General features: G+C 50.9%; 15 protein-coding genes and 1 tRNA gene. 15 read left to right on the top strand and 1 reads right to left on the bottom strand.

From position 1 onward, the window contains the following. Positions 1 to 14: 14 nt before the first annotated feature. The 13 genes from C7459_RS06615 (at position 15) to C7459_RS06555 (ending at position 13,223) form a co-directional block, all read left to right on the top strand. Positions 15 to 1,058 (top strand): NAD(P)H-dependent glycerol-3-phosphate dehydrogenase, encoded by a 1,044-nt coding sequence (locus tag C7459_RS06615; protein ID WP_109687650.1) that lies wholly within the window; start codon positions 15 to 17, stop codon positions 1,056 to 1,058. Between the two features lie 59 nt (positions 1,059 to 1,117). Then, positions 1,118 to 1,501: a glycine cleavage system protein GcvH gene (gene gcvH / locus C7459_RS06610; protein ID WP_109687648.1), complete on the top strand. Its 384-nt coding sequence runs from the start codon at positions 1,118 to 1,120 to the stop codon at positions 1,499 to 1,501. 23 nt (positions 1,502 to 1,524) lie between these two features. Next, positions 1,525 to 2,352 (top strand): lipoate--protein ligase family protein, encoded by an 828-nt coding sequence (locus C7459_RS06605; RefSeq protein WP_109687645.1) that lies wholly within the window; start codon positions 1,525 to 1,527, stop codon positions 2,350 to 2,352. 317 nt (positions 2,353 to 2,669) lie between these two features. Further along, entirely contained in the window at positions 2,670 to 4,148 is a 1,479-nt protein-coding gene (gene spoIVA, locus C7459_RS06600) for a stage IV sporulation protein A (protein ID WP_109687643.1), read from the top strand. Positions 4,149 to 4,275: 127 nt separating this feature from the next. After that, the gene (locus C7459_RS06595) at positions 4,276 to 4,548 is read left to right on the top strand and encodes an HU family DNA-binding protein (RefSeq protein ID WP_109687641.1); all 273 of its coding nucleotides are present in this window, start codon (positions 4,276 to 4,278) and stop codon (positions 4,546 to 4,548) included. Positions 4,549 to 4,694: 146 nt separating this feature from the next. Then, positions 4,695 to 6,296 (top strand): acetate--CoA ligase, encoded by a 1,602-nt coding sequence (locus C7459_RS06590; protein WP_245884424.1) that lies wholly within the window; start codon positions 4,695 to 4,697, stop codon positions 6,294 to 6,296. Between the two features lie 123 nt (positions 6,297 to 6,419). After that, complete coding sequence (locus C7459_RS06585) at positions 6,420 to 7,298, top strand: DUF1028 domain-containing protein (RefSeq protein WP_109687638.1); 879 nt, start codon at positions 6,420 to 6,422, stop codon at positions 7,296 to 7,298. Between the two features lie 125 nt (positions 7,299 to 7,423). Next, positions 7,424 to 8,746 carry a hypothetical protein gene (locus tag C7459_RS06580; RefSeq protein WP_146200962.1) on the top strand — a complete coding sequence of 441 codons (1,323 nt, stop codon included), beginning with the start codon at positions 7,424 to 7,426 and terminating at the stop codon, positions 8,744 to 8,746. 69 nt (positions 8,747 to 8,815) lie between these two features. Then, entirely contained in the window at positions 8,816 to 9,583 is a 768-nt protein-coding gene (locus C7459_RS06575; protein WP_109687634.1) for a fumarylacetoacetate hydrolase family protein, read from the top strand. 163 nt (positions 9,584 to 9,746) lie between these two features. Next, positions 9,747 to 9,823, top strand: a tRNA-Pro gene (locus tag C7459_RS06570). Between the two features lie 164 nt (positions 9,824 to 9,987). Then, positions 9,988 to 11,028 (top strand): tyrosine-type recombinase/integrase, encoded by a 1,041-nt coding sequence (locus tag C7459_RS06565; protein ID WP_109687632.1) that lies wholly within the window; start codon positions 9,988 to 9,990, stop codon positions 11,026 to 11,028. Positions 11,029 to 11,465: 437 nt separating this feature from the next. Further along, positions 11,466 to 12,770, top strand: a complete 1,305-nt coding sequence (locus C7459_RS06560; protein WP_109687630.1) for a hypothetical protein — start codon at positions 11,466 to 11,468, stop codon at positions 12,768 to 12,770. Between the two features lie 9 nt (positions 12,771 to 12,779). Then, on the top strand, positions 12,780 to 13,223 hold the full coding sequence (locus C7459_RS06555; RefSeq protein WP_109687628.1) for a hypothetical protein: 444 nt from the start codon (positions 12,780 to 12,782) through the stop codon (positions 13,221 to 13,223). A gap of 771 nt (positions 13,224 to 13,994) precedes the next feature. Here C7459_RS06555 and C7459_RS06550 read toward each other — a convergent pair. After that, complete coding sequence (locus C7459_RS06550) at positions 13,995 to 14,537, bottom strand: hypothetical protein (RefSeq protein ID WP_109687626.1); 543 nt, start codon at positions 14,535 to 14,537, stop codon at positions 13,995 to 13,997. A 1,050-nt stretch (positions 14,538 to 15,587) separates the two neighbouring features. Here C7459_RS06550 and C7459_RS06545 point away from each other — a divergent pair. Together C7459_RS06545 and C7459_RS23960 are read left to right on the top strand one after the other, a co-directional pair. Continuing rightward, a complete protein-coding gene (locus C7459_RS06545) occupies positions 15,588 to 16,775 on the top strand; it encodes a helix-turn-helix domain-containing protein (RefSeq protein ID WP_146200961.1) in 1,188 nt (395 codons plus the stop codon). Continuing rightward, positions 16,776 to 16,907 (top strand): hypothetical protein, encoded by a 132-nt coding sequence (locus C7459_RS23960; RefSeq protein WP_281272745.1) that lies wholly within the window; start codon positions 16,776 to 16,778, stop codon positions 16,905 to 16,907. Positions 16,908 to 17,029 lie beyond the last annotated feature (122 nt).

The raw sequence follows: 17,029 nt of genomic DNA, 5'->3' as shown, positions 1-17,029 counted from the left end.
AAGGGGGAAACCGTATGGCGCTAGAAGTTGCCGTGATCGGTGCTGGGTCGTTTGGAACAGCGCTGGCGCAAGTCTTGGCGGACAAGGGTTGCCTCGTCGATCTCTATGCCCGACGGGCAGAACAGATCGTCGAAATCAACGAGAACCACACCAACGCCCGCTATCTGCCGGATGTAATGCTTCATGCAGACATCCGTGCGTCCTCTGATTTACAACACGTAGTACACAACAAAAAGTACGTCATCCTCGTCATGCCGTCGTCCGCGTTCCGGGACACGGTGCGAGCGATGCGTCCCTTTCTCCACCCCGAAGCCCTCGTCGCGCATGCGACCAAGGGCTTTGATGTTGAAACGGGACAGCGCATGTCGCAGGTGATGGAGGAGGAATTGCCCAGTCACGCCAGCACCAAGTTTGCGGTCGTGACCGGCCCCTCACACGCTGAGGAACTTTCACAGCGCATCCCGACCACGATCGTGGCGGCGAGTCGCTCCCGAGCTACGGCCGAAGCGTTCCAAGACCTGCTGATGACGTCCTACTTCCGCATCTACACCAACCCCGATGTCGTGGGAACGGAACTGGGGGGCGCGTTGAAAAACATCATCGCCCTCGGCGTTGGTTTCACCGATGGACTGGGGTATGGCGACAATGCGAAGGCTGCGCTGATGACGCGCGGCCTCAGCGAGATCTCGCGTCTTGGCGTCCATCTAGGGGCGGCCCAACTGACCTTTGGCGGATTGGCAGGCGTCGGCGACTTGATCGTCACCTGCACCTCGAAGCACAGCCGCAACTGGCGTGCTGGGTACGCGCTCGGACAGGGCAAGACCTTGGACGAAGTGCTGACCGAGATGGGGATGGTCGTCGAAGGCGTGCGTGCGACCAAGGGTGCCTACCAGATCGCCCTGAAAACCGGGATCGACATGCCGATCACGACGGCGATGTACCACGTGTTGTTTGAAGGCAAGGAACCGCGGGCCGCTGTCGAGGAATTGATGGGCCGACGCCGCATCCACGAGATGGAGGAAGTGGCCGAGGCACTCCGCATGGACTGGGAGATGTAACAATGGTACAATTGTGTGCGTATGAGAATATTCATTGTCAGGCTTAGGAGGAATCATTCGTGAGCAACGTACCGAGCAACCTGAAGTACAGCCGTGAACATGAGTGGGTGAAGGCAGAGGGCAACCGTGTAGTCATCGGGATCACCGATTTCGCACAATCCGAACTGGGTGACATCGTATTCGTGGAACTGCCGGAAGTGGGCGCGGAACTGACCGCAAACGCAACCTTCGGCACCGTCGAATCTGTCAAAACCGTTTCGGACCTCTACGCACCCGTCAGCGGCACGATCGTCGAAGTCAACGCTGCGTTGGTCGACTCCCCGGAAAAAGTCAACGAAGCTACGTATGAAGACGGTTGGATGATCGTCGTCGAGCTCAAGGACGCATCCGAACTTGACAGCCTGTTGGACGCTGCTGCGTACAACGAGCACATCAATAAGTAAGGCACCGTCAGGAATCTGTGCATATGGAGACATGGCGCCTCTTACATACTGGGTACTCAGATCCAGCCGTCAACATGGCGGTGGATGAGGCGATTCTGCACGCGAACAGTCGGGGGTTGGTACCCCCGACCGTTCGTTTTTATGGGTGGAATCCGCCGACGCTCTCGATCGGGTACTTTCAACGCGCGACCAAGGAAGTCGACTTCGACGCCCTGCGCGCGCAGGGACTCGGCTTTGTACGCCGTCCGACGGGCGGTCGTGCTGTTCTGCATGACAAGGAACTCACTTACAGCGTGATCGTGCCAGAGTCGCATCCGATGATGCCGACTTCGATCAACGAATCCTACCGCATCCTCTCGATGGGCCTGTTAGAGGGCTTCCGCGAGTTGGGCTTCTCCGCAGAGATGGTGTCACTGGCAGACGAAGAGGAAAAGAAAAAATTCGAAACGCTCGGCTCGGCCGCTTGTTTCGATTCGCCGTCCTGGTACGAGCTGGTCGTCGAGGGCCGCAAAGTCGCGGGCAGTGCCCAAGTCCGTCAGCAGCATACGATCTTGCAACACGGGTCGATCCTGCTGGACATCGACGTGGAGCAATTGTTCTCCGTTCTGTCCTATTCTTCGGAGCGCACGCGTGAACGGATGGTGCGGATGTTCCGGGACAAGGCCGTCTCGATGAAGGACCTCGGACGCGATGTTACATATGAAGAAGCAGTTGACGGGTTCACCAAGGGCTTTGAAAAAGGACTTGGGATCTCGCTGGTTCCCGCGGGCCTCACGCCGGAGGAGCAAGCGCACGTCGAGCAACTGGTTGCCGAGAAGTACGGCACAGAAAGCTGGAATTTTAAAAAATAACCAGGCATAGGATGACATTCGGGAAGCGCGATGGCGCGACTCGGATGTTTTTTTTATTTCTAGGGGCTTGGTCTACTCTTGCGTACAGGCTCATAGAGTAATAACAACAAGACCCCGACTGGATGTCGCAAACTCCTCTCATCTCAGGTGGACATCCGGCGACATAAAGTCAAGCCGCCGTCATATACATGTACTGTCCTGCTGGAAGAGTTTATAGACTATCGGTTTTCCGATAGAGCGACCGCTGTCCAGGGGAGGGGATCGGTAGAAGGGGTTCGCGTACCAAGTTACGCCGATCACGTTAAGGAGGGAACAGAGTGGAAAAGTTCGATATTTTTAAAGACATTGCAGAGCGGACGGGAGGCGACATCTACCTAGGTGTCGTGGGTCCGGTTCGCACAGGCAAATCGACCTTTATCAAGAAATTTATGGAGCAGATCGTCCTTCCGAACATCAAGGAAGAGGCGGACCGCATACGCGCGACCGATGAACTGCCCCAGTCCGCAGCGGGTCGCACCATCATGACCACAGAACCCAAGTTCATCCCGAACCAAGCGGTGGAAATCGCAGTGGCAGAGGGACTAGAAATTAATGTACGCCTCGTGGATTGCGTCGGCTACTGCGTCGACGGGGCACGCGGCTATGAAGACGAGAACGGCCCGCGCATGGTCAGCACCCCGTGGTTCGATGAGCCGGTTCCGTTCCAAGAAGCGGCAGAAGTCGGCACTCGCAAGGTCATCGCCGACCACTCCACGCTCGGACTGGTGGTCACCACCGATGGCTCGATTGCGGAAATTCCGCGCGAGAACTACATCGAAGCGGAGGAGCGCGTCATCTCCGAATTGAAGGAACTCGGCAAGCCGTTCGTGATCGTCATCAACTCCGTCGAGCCGACCTCGCAACGTTGCGAAGGGCTGCGTCAAGAACTGATGGAGAAGTACGACATCCCGGTCATCGCCCTGAGCGTCCAGCAACTCAACCAAGAGGACATCATGAACGTCCTGCGTGAGGCGCTGTACGAGTTCCCGGTGCACGAAGTCAACGTCAACCTGCCAAGCTGGGTCATGGTCCTCGACCAAGACCACTGGCTGCGCGCAAACTTCGAAGACTGCGTGAAGGAGACAGTCAAGGACATTCGCCGTCTGCGTGACATCGACCGCGTCGTCGGACACTTCTCCGAATTCGAGTTCGTCTCCCGCGCAGCTCTCGCGAACATGGATATGGGCCACGGCGTGGCGGATATCGACCTGATGGCACCAGATGAGCTGTACGATCAAGTGCTGACCGAAGTGGTCGGCGTGGAGATCGGTGGCAAAGACCATCTGTTGCAACTCATGAAGGACTTTACTTACGCGAAACGCGAGTACGATAAAGTAGCGGAAGCGCTGCGCATGGTGAAAATGACCGGCTACGGGATCGCGCCGCCGGTGCTCGAGGAGATGACCCTCGACGAGCCGGAATTGATCCGACAAGGCTCCCGCTTCGGCGTCCGTTTGAAAGCGACCGCACCGTCGATCCACATGATTCGCGTGGACGTCGAGTCCGAGTTCGCTCCGATCGTCGGCACCGAGAAGCAATCCGAAGAACTGGTGCGCTACTTGATGCAAGACTTCGAGGAAGACCCGTTGAAGATCTGGGATTCCGATATCTTCGGCAAGTCGTTGGCGGCGATTGTGCGGGAAGGCATCTCCGCGAAACTCAGCATGATGCCGGAAAATGCACAGTACAAACTCAAGGAAACCCTGGAGCGCATCATCAACGAAGGCAGTGGCGGACTGATTGCCATCATCCTGTAGTCCTATAAAAATGGGGAAAAGTCAGGTCAAAAGACCTGACTTTTCCTTTTTTCTTGTTTTTCAAATCTCCTGTGGTATAATCAGCCTAGATTTGGACAAAAAGGTACTAGCTAGAGGAGGTGAGGTCATGAACAAAACGGATCTGATCAACCTGGTGTCCGAAAAAGCCGAACTGACGAAGAAAGACGCGGGCAATGCAGTGGACGCCGTCTTCGATGCAATCGTCGAGGCCCTCGCCAGTGGTGACAAGGTGCAACTGATCGGCTTTGGGAACTTCGAAGTTCGCGAACGTTCGGCTCGCAAGGGTCGCAACCCGCAAACTGGCGAGGAGATCGAAATCGCCGCTTCCAAGACTCCGGCATTCAAACCGGGCAAGCAATTCAAGGATTCCATCAAGTAGGAACCACTCATGATACATAGAAAAAAGAGTCCGCATCTGCGCGACTCTTTTTTTTCTGGGAAAATGGGGGGGCAGGAATCGATCGGAAAGATGTGGAATAGTTCTGAATAAGTATTCAGACAGACCAGTTCAAGGAGGAATCCACCATGTCAGAGATCACCCTGAACCTTCCGACCCACTATAACTTTGCCGCTCAAGTCGATCAGTACGCCGCCGAGCACCCCAAACAGCTCGCCGTGCACTGGGAGAACGAAGCGGGTGACGTACATACACTGACCTACGGCGAGTTGCGCGCTCTCTCCGCACAATGGGCGAATGCGCTTACAAAGCTCGGGGTCACACACGGCGACAAAGTCATCGTGCTGGTGCCGCGTCTGACCGAAACCTACGCCATCTACCTCGGGTTGATGAAAGTCGGCGCGGTGGTGATGCCCGGTTCGGAGATGTTGCGTTCCAAGGACATCGAGTACCGCGCCAACCATGCCGGTGCCAAAGCGGTGATCGCCCACGTCAACATCCTCGACCAAGTCGAGCTTGTGCGCGAGGCGTGCCCGACACTCTCTACGTTCGTGATCGTCGGAGGTGAGCAGGAAGGGTGGACCTCCTTTGAAAACGTGATCGTGGGGCAATCCACCGAGTTTGAAGCGGTACAGACGGCATCAGACGAGATGGCGTTCCTCTCCTACACCTCCGGGACCACCGGCGGCCCGAAGGGCGTCGTCCATACGCATGGCTGGCCGTATGTACACCAGCGGATCGCAGCGACGTATTGGTTCGACGTGCAGCCGGGCGAGATGGCATGGGCCACAGCAGGCCCTGGCTGGGCGAAGTGGGTCTGGAGTCCGTTCGTGGCGGTGCTGGGCAAGGGCGGAACGGCGTTTGTCTACGCAGGGCGCTTTTCAGCGGAGAAGTATCTGGAGTTGTTGGGCAAGCACCCGATCACCGTGCTCTGCGCGACACCGACCGAGTATCGGATGATCGCCAAGGTCGATGGTTTGGAACGTTTCAAGCTGGCGGCGTTGCGCTCAGCCTGTTCGGCTGGCGAACCTTTGAACCGCGAAGTGATCGATACGGTGGAGAAGTACTTCGGTGTGACCGTTCGCGACGGCTACGGGCAGACGGAGAACTCTCTGCTCGTCGGCAACTTCGTCGGAGGCGCCGTACGAGCGGGTTCGATGGGATTGCCGGCACCGGGTGTACGCGTGGCGATCATTGACGAGGATGGTAAGGAAGTTCCGCGTGGTCAAGTCGGTGACATCGCCGTCGACCGTGAAGCTCCGGTGCTGTTCAAAGGCTACCTGAACGATGCCGAACGCACGGCGCGGGCACACCGTGGAAGCTGGTACATCACGGGCGACCAAGGCAAGATGGACGAGGATGGCTACATCTGGTTTGAAGGCCGTGCGGACGACATCATCATCTCATCGGGTTACACGATTGGGCCGTTCGAAGTCGAGGACGCGCTGGTGCAACATCCCGATGTTGCGGAGTGTGCAGCCGTCTCCTCGCCAGATCCGGATCGCGGTGCGATCGTGAAGGCGTTCGTCGTCCTGAAGCACCCGGAACAAGCGGGAGACCAGAAAGTGCGCGACCTGCAAGAGCATGTCAAACAGCTCACCGCGCCCTACAAGTACCCGCGTGAGATTGAGTTTGTCGATGCACTCCCGAAGACCACATCAGGCAAGATCCGTCGCGTCGAACTTCGCGCTGCGGAAAAAGCGAAAAAGACCGAACCCGCCAACCACTAAGCAGCAAAAAACGGGCGTGTCCGCAAACATGCGCAACGCCCATTTTACATAAAAATCGCAAGGTGCAACTAGATCGCGTGTCAGCGGTCTCGTCGCTTCTGAAATCAGGAGGACATCAACTTTATGATCATCGTACCGAACAATCGACTCGTACATACCTTCTCGATCGTCGCCTGTGACCCGAACACCGGGGAGATGGGCGTTGCCGTCGCTTCCAAATTTCTCGCGGTAGGCTCGATCGTACCGTGGGCACAAGCTGGAGTAGGTGCTATCGCGACCCAATCGTGGGCGAACACCAGCTACGGTCCGAACGGACTGCGGATGCTCGCAGAAGGCAAGACGGCGCAGGAGACGCTGGAAGCGTTGATCAAGGACGATCCAGGCTACAGACTCCGTCAACTCGGCATCGTCGACAAGCACGGAAATTCTGCCGCCTACACGGGCATCGACTGCCATGACTGGGCGGGTCAAGTGACGGGTGAAGGCTTCACTTGCCAAGGCAACCTGCTGACCGGCCCGGAAGTTGTAGATGCGATGGGCATCGCGTTCCAATATGCCAAAGGCGATCTGGCCTCGCGCATGCTGACCGCACTGGTCGCGGGCGATGAAGCAGGTGGCGACAAGCGCGGCCGTCAAGGAGCGGCGCTGTACGTGGTGAAGGACCAAGGTTCCTACGACGGTCACATCGACCGCTACGTCGATCTGCGCGTCGACGACAATCCGCACCCGGTTCGTGAATTGCAGCGACTGCTCGGCCTGCACCGCCTCTACTTGGGCGAAACCGACCCGAACCGCCTGCTCCCGATCACGGGCGATACACTGGCGGAACTGGCATCGCATCTCGTGCGTTTTGACTACTTGCCGCAGGGCCAGTACTTCAGCTACGACGAGCAAGTCAAAAAAGCCCTCAACGACTACTGCGCCGTTGAGAACTTCGACACCCGCTGGCGGGAGGACGAACAGATCGACGAGGAGATCCTCGTGTTTATGAGAAACAAATAGTCATGACTAGCACCCTGTTGAAGGTCTGCCAGTGATTGCTACGCAGTAAAAAAGCCGCCCCTAGCTGGGTGGCTTTTTTTCCCTCACGCGATTTATGGTATCATGAAGTGAAGGAGGGAGAGCACATGATTCGCATCTTACGTCGACCTATGGCCGTGCTGCTCCTGACCGGGCTGCTCGTTGGCAGTGGAATGCAGGCGGAGGCGAAGTCGCCCACGGTCGCGGAGTACACCGCCCCAGATGGTCTCAAAGTCATCAGTACCTCTCCAAATTGGTCTGACCCCAACAAATTGAAAAGCCTGCACGACGAACTCCTGCAGAACGTCCACGGTGACGAGATCAAACTGTTGAAGGAAATCGACATCTACGACGATTACCCAAGTGGTAACGGGGTCGCAGGTCAATATATTTTTCAAACGCTCAGTTCGGTGTTGCCAGTCAAGCAGAAAATGCAACCGGGCAAGATCGAGCTCTACGGAGGGCACGAGCATCAGGATGTCGCTTCGTTCGCCCATACGCTCAGTCATGAGTACGGTCACCATGTGACCCATTACTATACGTTGCAGACAGACGGTTACGCGCTGACCGATCCCAAGCGGTGGAAGGAGACGACGTATGCCCGCATGCGCGGACTCTCCAATGACGAGCGGGTCGCCGTCGACGATGTGGACCACCGCTGGCAGATCGCAGAGATCGCGGCGGAGGACTACGTGCAGATGTTTGGCTCGCCGTTGGCCCATGAACCGACGAAGTTTGAATCGAGGGTGGAACAAGCGGTGTCCGGCAAGGAACCGGCTGCGATGTCATGGAGTGCCTCGATGTACAACGTCCAGCCGCAGGAGAACTTGGCGCTGCCGCTGGCGAGTGACGTGCCAGGGTTGTATTCGTTTTTCTACAAGCAGATCAAGGGAGACGATGGCAAGTACGCACCGCCTGTGAAGCCTGTGTTGAACCTCGCTTCATATGCCAAGCAAGGGGATGTCGGCTACCAACTGCAATTCTCGTGGAGCCTAGAAGGGGAAAAACCGAACGTCGCGTACACGCTCGTGACGTACAGTGACAAAGACCTGCTCGCCGAGCCAGTCGTCACCAAGACGGCACAGCAGAAGCATGAGGTCAAATACGGACCGGTCGTCACGCGGCGTGGAGGGTACATCTACACCTACCAAGAACCATCAGCGAAGGGTGTGCGACATTTTAAGCTCTACGCGTTCGGTGACAATGGCTGGGTATCCGAATCGCCAGTGCTGACCGTGGACCTGAGCAATCCGACGCAGGTGCAAGTCGTGGAGAAGGACAAGGTCGTTCCGGTTGCAAAGTCTGCGGTGCCCGCGATGGCCGAACCGACATTTGAACTGCCCAGTGGTGGGTGGATTGAAAGCGTCGTCGGGAACTTGAAGCGTGTGATCGATGCGATGAGTTCATTTTTACATGAGTTCTTTGCTTAGAACATTTCCGAGGGAATGAGAAAAACCGCAGGAACCTACAGTCATTTGTCAAATGGAGGGGAATCTTATATGGTTCGCAAGTATGTCCGATTCGAAGTAGCAGGTCAGCAGCGCTATGGCGTTCTGGAAGGCGAGACGATTCACGCGCTGGCAGGGAATTTCCTGATCACCGATGAACAGACGGGAGAGACGTTCGCAACGGGTGATGTGCGCCTGCTGGCGCCGACGCGCCCGACGAAGGTGATGTGTATCGGCTTGAACTACAGAGCACACGCAGCGGAGCGCAACAAGAAGATTCCCGAGGAGCCGATGCTGTTCCTCAAGCCACCGTCTGCGGTGATCGGGACGGGTGAGCAGATCGTGCTGCCGAAGATCGCGCAGAACGTGGAATTCGAGGGCGAGCTGGCGATCGTGATCGGCAAGCGGGCGGAGAACGTCAGCGTCGAGGAGGCGCGTGACGTGATTTTTGGCGTGACGGTGATGAACGATGTCTCTGAGCGTTACTACCAAGACAAAGACGGCCAGTGGGGCCGTGCCAAGGGCTTCAACACGTTTGCTCCGGTGGGGCCGTGTGTGGTGGCAGGGTTGGATTATCAGGACTTGCAGATTGAGACCAAGATCAATGGCGAAGTGAAGCAGTCATCGCGGACAAGTGATATGATCTTCCCGGTCGATCTGCTGGTGTCGTTCGTCTCGCAGGTGATGACGTTGGAACCGGGGGATGTACTGACGACGGGCACGCCGGAAGGTGTGGGTCCGTTGCAGGCCGGAGACCGCGTGGAGATCACGATTGAAGGCGTCGGGACACTGGTGAATACGGTTCGCGCTCAAGCGTAGAAATTCAACGAGATCGCGAGGGAGGGGCAGGAGGAAGTATCTCCTTCGCGATTTTGTTGCGTTTTGCCGTGGATTATTATCCAAGTGTGCTTGCATTGGGGCGTGGAGTTCGATATACTTACTCTTGCTGAATGACATTTGATTGTCAGCACGAATACAGCATCGGAATATAGCGCAGCCTGGTAGCGCGCACCCTTGGGGTGGGTGAGGTCGTGGGTTCGAATCCCGCTATTCCGACCAGATGAGTAGAAAGTGCGTCAGAACTAGGTTTTTCGGACTTTTGACCTGATGAGGAGAAGCCTTGAACGAGCCGCAAGGGTGCGGTTGTCCGTTCAACAAGGGTTCGCTCCTACACAACGCCTTTCCATTCGGTTTCAACATCGAAATGGGGAGGCGTTTTTGTTATGTCTGATAAGAGAACGGGTAGAAGACCGAGGTTTGAAAGGAAGGCTGAGAAGGTAACGAGATCATTGGAAGAACTGTTTCAGGTGTTTTACGATGCGAAAGTATCTGAGGGAGTATCGAAGCGTACCCTTGAAACATATCGTGAGAATTTTAGGTTTCTGTGTGATTTTCTCGACAGAATTCAGCTTCCTCATGACGTTTCTCATGTGGATGCAGAACTTCTCAGACGTTATCAATCATGGATGCTCACCGCAAAGTTGCGTTTTGATGGTCATGAACACAAGTCTGACAAGGAAAAAACGGTGGGGCTGTCTCCTGTTACAGTTAACACGAGAACGAAAAATCTACGTACCATGTTTCGTTTTCTCCGCACAGAAGGTTTGATTGAGGTCGATCCTTGGGAGCATGTGAGGAAGGTGGAGGAGCCTGAGAGCGAGATCAAGGTGCTAACTGTGGAACAGCTTCAAAAGCTCCTACAGGCTCCAAATCAGCGTAGTTATGCAGGGTTCCGAGATTTTGTACTCATGTACGTATTGATCGACGGTTTCATGAGAATCAACGAAGCGGTGTCGTTGCAGATTGGCGACATTGATTTCGATCTAGAGATGGTTTCTCTTCGGGCAGAGGTGACCAAGACGAAACGCTCTCGAATGGTTCCCTTGCAACGAAGCACCATGAAGCTGTTGAAGGAACTGATAAATGAGAGTGAGGAGTTTGGGAGCGATTACGTTTTCCTCACCAATTATGGCGAACCTCTTACGGCCAACCAGTTTCGTCACAGACTAAAGGAACACGCTAAACAAGCGGGATTGAGCATCCGAGTCCATCCTCATCTTTTCAGACACACATCAGCAACCATCTTCCTTGAGGAAGGTGGGGAAGTAAGACACCTAGCGAAGATTCTGGGACATGCTGATCTACGGATGGTGATGAGATATACACATCTGTCCAACAAGTCAATTAAGAGCCAGCATGAACGTTTTTCACCGTTAAATGCTGTAGCAGGGAAGCTAGAGAAGGATCGGAAAATACTAAGATAATAGCTCAACGGAGTGGGTCAATTCGACCCGCTCTTTTTCTTGTGTTGGGATCGAGATATAAAGTAAAAATATCATATCGTGATAAATTCACATTTACAATACTTGTTTACAAAACGCGGAGTTGAGAGTATCATCCTATGTAGAGATACAATCTATTAAAGGGTTACAAGTCGGGCAATGTTAGATACTCCGTATCTAAATGCTCAAATGCCGCGAACTCGCACTTTGTAACTTTGTCTTTTACAGCGGAAAAACAAAGGCAAAAGCTCAATCTCACGGTCAACTCTATATAAAAATATATTGAAAGTGTGAGATGTTTTTTCTGTAAAAGTGATGGTAGTAAAATTGCGTGTGCGCATAAATTTTATCAATTGTTCGTGGGGTTCGAACAACTTTGGCTGACTCGTAACCCGCCTTGACAAGAAGGAGCAACGAGAATGACGAACGAGGAGTTACCAATCTTATTTCGAAATGATCCCTACGCCAAGCATTACGGAGATCAGTACATCAAGAAAATGAGGTACTTGGAGGAAGTTGTCACGTCCTATGAGACAGGAGAGGACAATTTTCTCGTACTGAACTTTGAAGGCGGGTTGGGGAAATCGTTTCATCTCTTGAAGGTACTAAATCAATATCTATCAGATCCAACATGGCAACGGAATGTTCTCGTCGTCAAGAAGTTCAAGGCAGAGATCGACAAGGCAGTTGACTATTTGAGCGGTCAAGGACAGTGGAGTGTCCTTGGAATCACCGCTGATAATTGGACATATGAGTGGGCAAGGAAGGCCGCACAGCTTCAAACCATACGTGTCCTTTTCATCACACATGACAGGTATATGAATCTATGCCTGAATGACAAAGAGAGACAATACTTCACAGAAAATCGGCACGTACTAGTGATCGATGAGAAAGTGATATTCCCCATCTACACTTTCAATAATTCCCTCTATAATTTGGTTCGAGGAGCATTCAACAGGTCGATCCAAGAAGTGTTTGATTGTGTCTGCGAACCTCTTCGTGACTGGCTTGATAAGTTCCAGGATTTCAAGAACCAGTGTTATCAAGTGAGGGCGAAGATCAAGCCTGATATCGTGACTCAATTCAAGTCCATTGTGGAAGCGAACTGGTCGAGTATTCCTAAGAAAATGCAGGAGGATGTGAATTATTTCCTTCGAGGGTTAGACGTGTGGTACGGCACTGTATGCGTATACAACGCAGGGAACATCTCCGGTGTCCATCCGCTTCATCGTCATTGGGGATTAGCAAATAATCTGATACTCGACGCATCTGCCAGCATTGATGGAGTCTACAAAATGAATCCGCGCAAATTTCAGATCATGAATCAAGGCTTGGTCATTGACCATGAAAAATGCAGATTCAACGTGTATAAATTCAATACGAGCAAGAGCAATATCCAACGAAATGAAGCTGAACTGTTCCCAGAGATCGCGAGAAAGATCAAGGAAACCTTGCAGCCCAACGAAAAATTGCTGATAATCTGCCACAAGAATTACGCCGCGAAACTGCGTACCCATCTCAGCCGTGTGGAGATCGAGGATGTACTCCTGCATGAGAAAGATGTTGAGTATAGCGGTCAACAAGTGGTCATCAACTGGTACGGGAATATCGTCGGAAAGAATGACTACTCCAAGTTTCAAAAGTGTTGGCTGATCGGAACGCCTAATCTCCCGTTTGAGCAATACTTAGTGCATTACCAGCAATATTCATTCACAGGGCTATGACGAAAAGGGATGACCCTCCATAATGGTCGTTTTGCTAATAAAAAGTACAAGACTGTACAAGTTGGATACATTGCCGCCGGGATGTATCAAGCATTGAAACGGATTCAACGTATCGTGGAGCCGGAGGGAGAATTCAATATCGTATCGAATGATACTGAGGTCGTGAAGCTGGTGTTGCACCGATTCAAAAACGTAGTCCAATGTGAGGAGTTTGAATTTGGTTTCAAGGAGAGGGAGGAGGCGGAGAAGGATGAAAATCGTAACAAGCGGGTGATTGAGCTTGCTAAATACTTGGAAGCCCTGCAAAAAGGAGTCTATTCGAAACGGGAAATTCGCGAGGCGGCAGGAATCGATCAAGCACATTTCTCCGACTATCTAAAGAACGAGAGAATCGTTAGGTTGGTACAGAACAAAGTCATAACGATGACGTATAGGTCTATTGAACGGCTATGAGTATGAGAGATCGCCTCTATATGCCCTTATACGCCGTTTTAGAAGTCGAGGGGTAATCTGTATACCCCTCCTTCTTTTTGTGCGTTACAAAGCGAATTTTTGGCATAAAACTACAATTTTATTAGAATCCAATCGGAGGAGGCAGATGCCTTCTCTTTTTTTGGACAAGGAAATCGTCACTTTCTGCTAGGTGTGTCCGAATGCTGGCGATCTTGCCTGTCGGATGATTGACGGAGTGAATGTCCAAGGAAGAAATCATTCGATTATATTACTGGCCTGCAATGTTGCCATTTGGTCAGCTTATTTGTCAGTTCGTGGACAAGAAACTCCGTCATTTTTGGGCATTGGAATCGACTTCATCTTTGTCGCGGTGAAAGTGCAGATGGTCGTGGCGGAAAAATTGATGAAATAGAAAAATTCTATAAACATGTAAATTAATTATTCTTAAAAAGTATTGAATGAATACGTCGATATTCTCTGAAAAAACAAAACTAGCACCCATAGAGTGCTAGTAAAAAAACTACATATTGGTGGTTTGATCTGGTGGTTGCTTGAATTTTACTTCGATCATGCTCTCACTCGTCAGGTCAATAATATGTGAGTTTTCATCTACAAAACGCCTGATTTGTGACTGAGAGGCATTTTTTAGTAAAATATAATATCTTTCTTTATGGAACACAATTATATCTCGCCCTACGAATTGCATCAACTCTTGTTCATTAAATTTCCACCAAGTAGTAAGTGCAAGGGGAGGAAAGTTTTGTTTCGACATTAGAAGTTTGCATATGCGGGGCTCACAGTTACAACAGCATTTCCGGGAACTTGATAGGAAGAGTTGAATTGCCAAAACATTCGATATCCCCAATGTGAATAAGATAGTGTTTTGATATCGAAGCCTGAAGTAAAGGCAGCTGGAATGTAGCCTTCATTGGCGCTAGCGGATACAACATATGCATACTGGCCCGTATTGAAACCAGTTTCACGGTAAATGTTAACAAGTCCAACAAAATCAATCAGCGGATCGAAACCAAAATTATACACCGTAGGATCAGCGTAGCAAAAGAAATCAGTACGTATTTGATTTGCAAGTGAAGTAAATACCACGCCAGTCATCGGACGTGCTGCCCCCATCATGTTGTTAATTTCTTTTTGTGATAGCACTTTGGGTACATGATTCTTGGATAACGCCAGTTCCTGCGAAGCCTTAACACTGGCTAGCGGTACATTTGGAGAAGCATTCGCTGGTAAAATGGATACCATGCTAATTGAGAGTATGATTGCACCGATAGAAAGACACTTAGCAATTTCTTTCATAAGTCACCTCTTTTTATTATTTAATATAACAATATATGAAGAAAGAAAATTTGTCAATTTGAAAATCGGAGGTAAAGTATCAATGAGAGTGACATTTTCCAAGAGAGTGACATTTTCCAAAAATGGTGATTTCATATGGAATTGTGGTGGAGTGGCAAAACGCCGCTCCTTTTTAATTGGACAGTTGATCGTCACTTTTCTAGAAGGCTTGTCCAATTGCTGGCGATCTCTCCTGTCTGTGGAATGACGGTGTGATTGACCAAGGGAGAAAAAATGTCTCTTGCCCTAGCTGGCCTGATTCGTTGCCATGAGGTCAGCTTGTTCGTCAGTTCGTGGACAAGGAGCTTCGTCACAAATGGTCAATGAAATCAACATCGCGTGTCGCGGTGGAGTTATGCAGAATATCGCGGCGAGGAATTGTAGCGGTGAATTTGAGGAGAACCAGCGTTGCGAATTTGCAGATCACAGAACAACGAGTAGTCGAAGATGTGAATGATAGCATGAGAAAAATGGCATAAGAACACATCAATCTCCTTGCTCCTGTTATCTTCCGATTCCGATTAAACATGCCTTTTTCGGGTGTGAAAATGCCTCTAAGACAAGGAAAATAAGTGTTCCCTCGATTGCGTTGAAAATTGCAATTTTAGCATGTCGATTGCGTTCAACCATACGAAACTATTCAGACCATCTCAAAAACACTGTACAAGCCAAATACGAGGCGAATAAATTGATTAGGGGAGCCTACAGCGGGCTTCCTTTTTTGTTGTTCGATCCGAATTCAACCACTCGCTGCAAATGCCTTCTACGCCATCTCATAGGTCACAGACCATACGCCAAGCCCGTGCCCTACCTCAACTAGCCCGCCAAGTCTGAGAAGCTGAGACGAGCGTGTAGAAAGCGAAGTACAAGACTGAACGAAATACTTACTACATTCAGAATCGCAGTAACGAATTGTATACTTCTTTTGTATAATTCGCTATAATTGAAACGGTATGTTGTTTGATCAGCGATTTATCTTTAAAGACAACTCGTTCATGGAGGTACTGACTAATGAGTACAGTCGAATATACATCTGCTATGTCAATTGGGAAAATCCCCATTGGAAGACGGATTCTAGAACTGATGCATGAGAAAGGGAGCGCATTTACCATTCGTGCATTTGCAGATAGACTTGGAGAAAATCGAGAAACCTTTCGAATTACTTTAGCTGGTGAGCGACCAATAACACTTTCCTTGATCGAAAGGATTTCAGGAGGATTACGTGTGTCGGAGGAACGCCTGCGGCAACTGGATACATTTAAGAAGGAGGAAGAATTGGTCACTCTCCTTCAAGCAAGCAAGAGAAACAAAATAATGTTGATGCGAGCGCATTCACTTGCATTGGAACTGGCAGAGGTTGCTCTTGGGGCAACAGAACGTGGATTTGCATACAACAACCTTGGGAGAGTCCAGTTTCTTTTGCAACAATATGTGGACGCTAACCGATCTTGGAAACAGGCATTCCAGTATGCCAAAAAGATCCACAAGACATTTAGCGATTCCAGATTGTTAAAAATTGTGCCAGCTAATTTCATGATGACCTGTGCTAGAATAAAGGATTATGGCGGGGCTGACGAAATGCTTCAATTGGTTGAAGAGGTTTCTACTGACGACTATCAAGCGTTGGGCATTGTTGCCTATACTCGAATGGTCATGTATGGAGATCGTGGCGATCTTGAACTTGCAAGAAAGTTCGCATATCAGTCTCTTGAACACTTTGTCAAGTCAAGTAACAAGAAACAGATTGGGTATGGACATCTGAACGTAGCCAAGGCTGAATATATTTTGGGTAACTACGTTGTTTCGGCTGAGATTTTATGCACTGCTACTGAGGTAGTTCAAGATGTGGATTACATCCTTGTTTTAGTTGTAAAAGATTATGTTCGTTCCCTGATTAAGTTACGTGATTATCACACGGCAAATCTAGTAGCAGAGAAATACGAGGAAGTCATACAGAGGTTTCCAGACTGTTGGAACAAGTTGAGAATCATGTATACAGTTTTCAAGGATGACCCGACATATGCTTACGAGATCAGTCAGGACTTACATGCAAGTTTAGAGAGTCGAACTCTCGCTTGTAAATGCCTTTTCGAGTACTATGCGAAACGTGGTGACTCCGAAACCGCATTGGGTTACTATGAACTTGAACGCAAGTATTTGCGTGATGAATCCGAGTTCATTGACAGGGAGGGTTTCTAAGTGAAGAAAAAGATTGCGTTAGGGCTGTTGTTGTGCGCTATGGTTGGAAGCTTTCTTGGAGGAATGACAGTCACGAAGACGGCGGCATGGTATGACCCAGAGCCGCTTGGAATTGTTGCAATCAAAAAGTAGATTCTTTATCCCCTCGTGAAAGGCTTTCGAGGGGATTTTTCATGTCACAAATGAACTTGACATAGATGAACTGTCTGGAAACTTACACCAAAATCTAAAGGGGATATAACCACCTGATTTCC

Origin of the sequence: Tumebacillus permanentifrigoris, assembly GCF_003148565.1 — a bacterium.
GTDB lineage: Bacteria > Bacillota > Bacilli > Tumebacillales > Tumebacillaceae > Tumebacillus > Tumebacillus permanentifrigoris.
The sequence above is the reverse complement of the archived record's forward strand: the minus strand, read 5'-3'. Positions and strand labels throughout refer to the sequence as shown.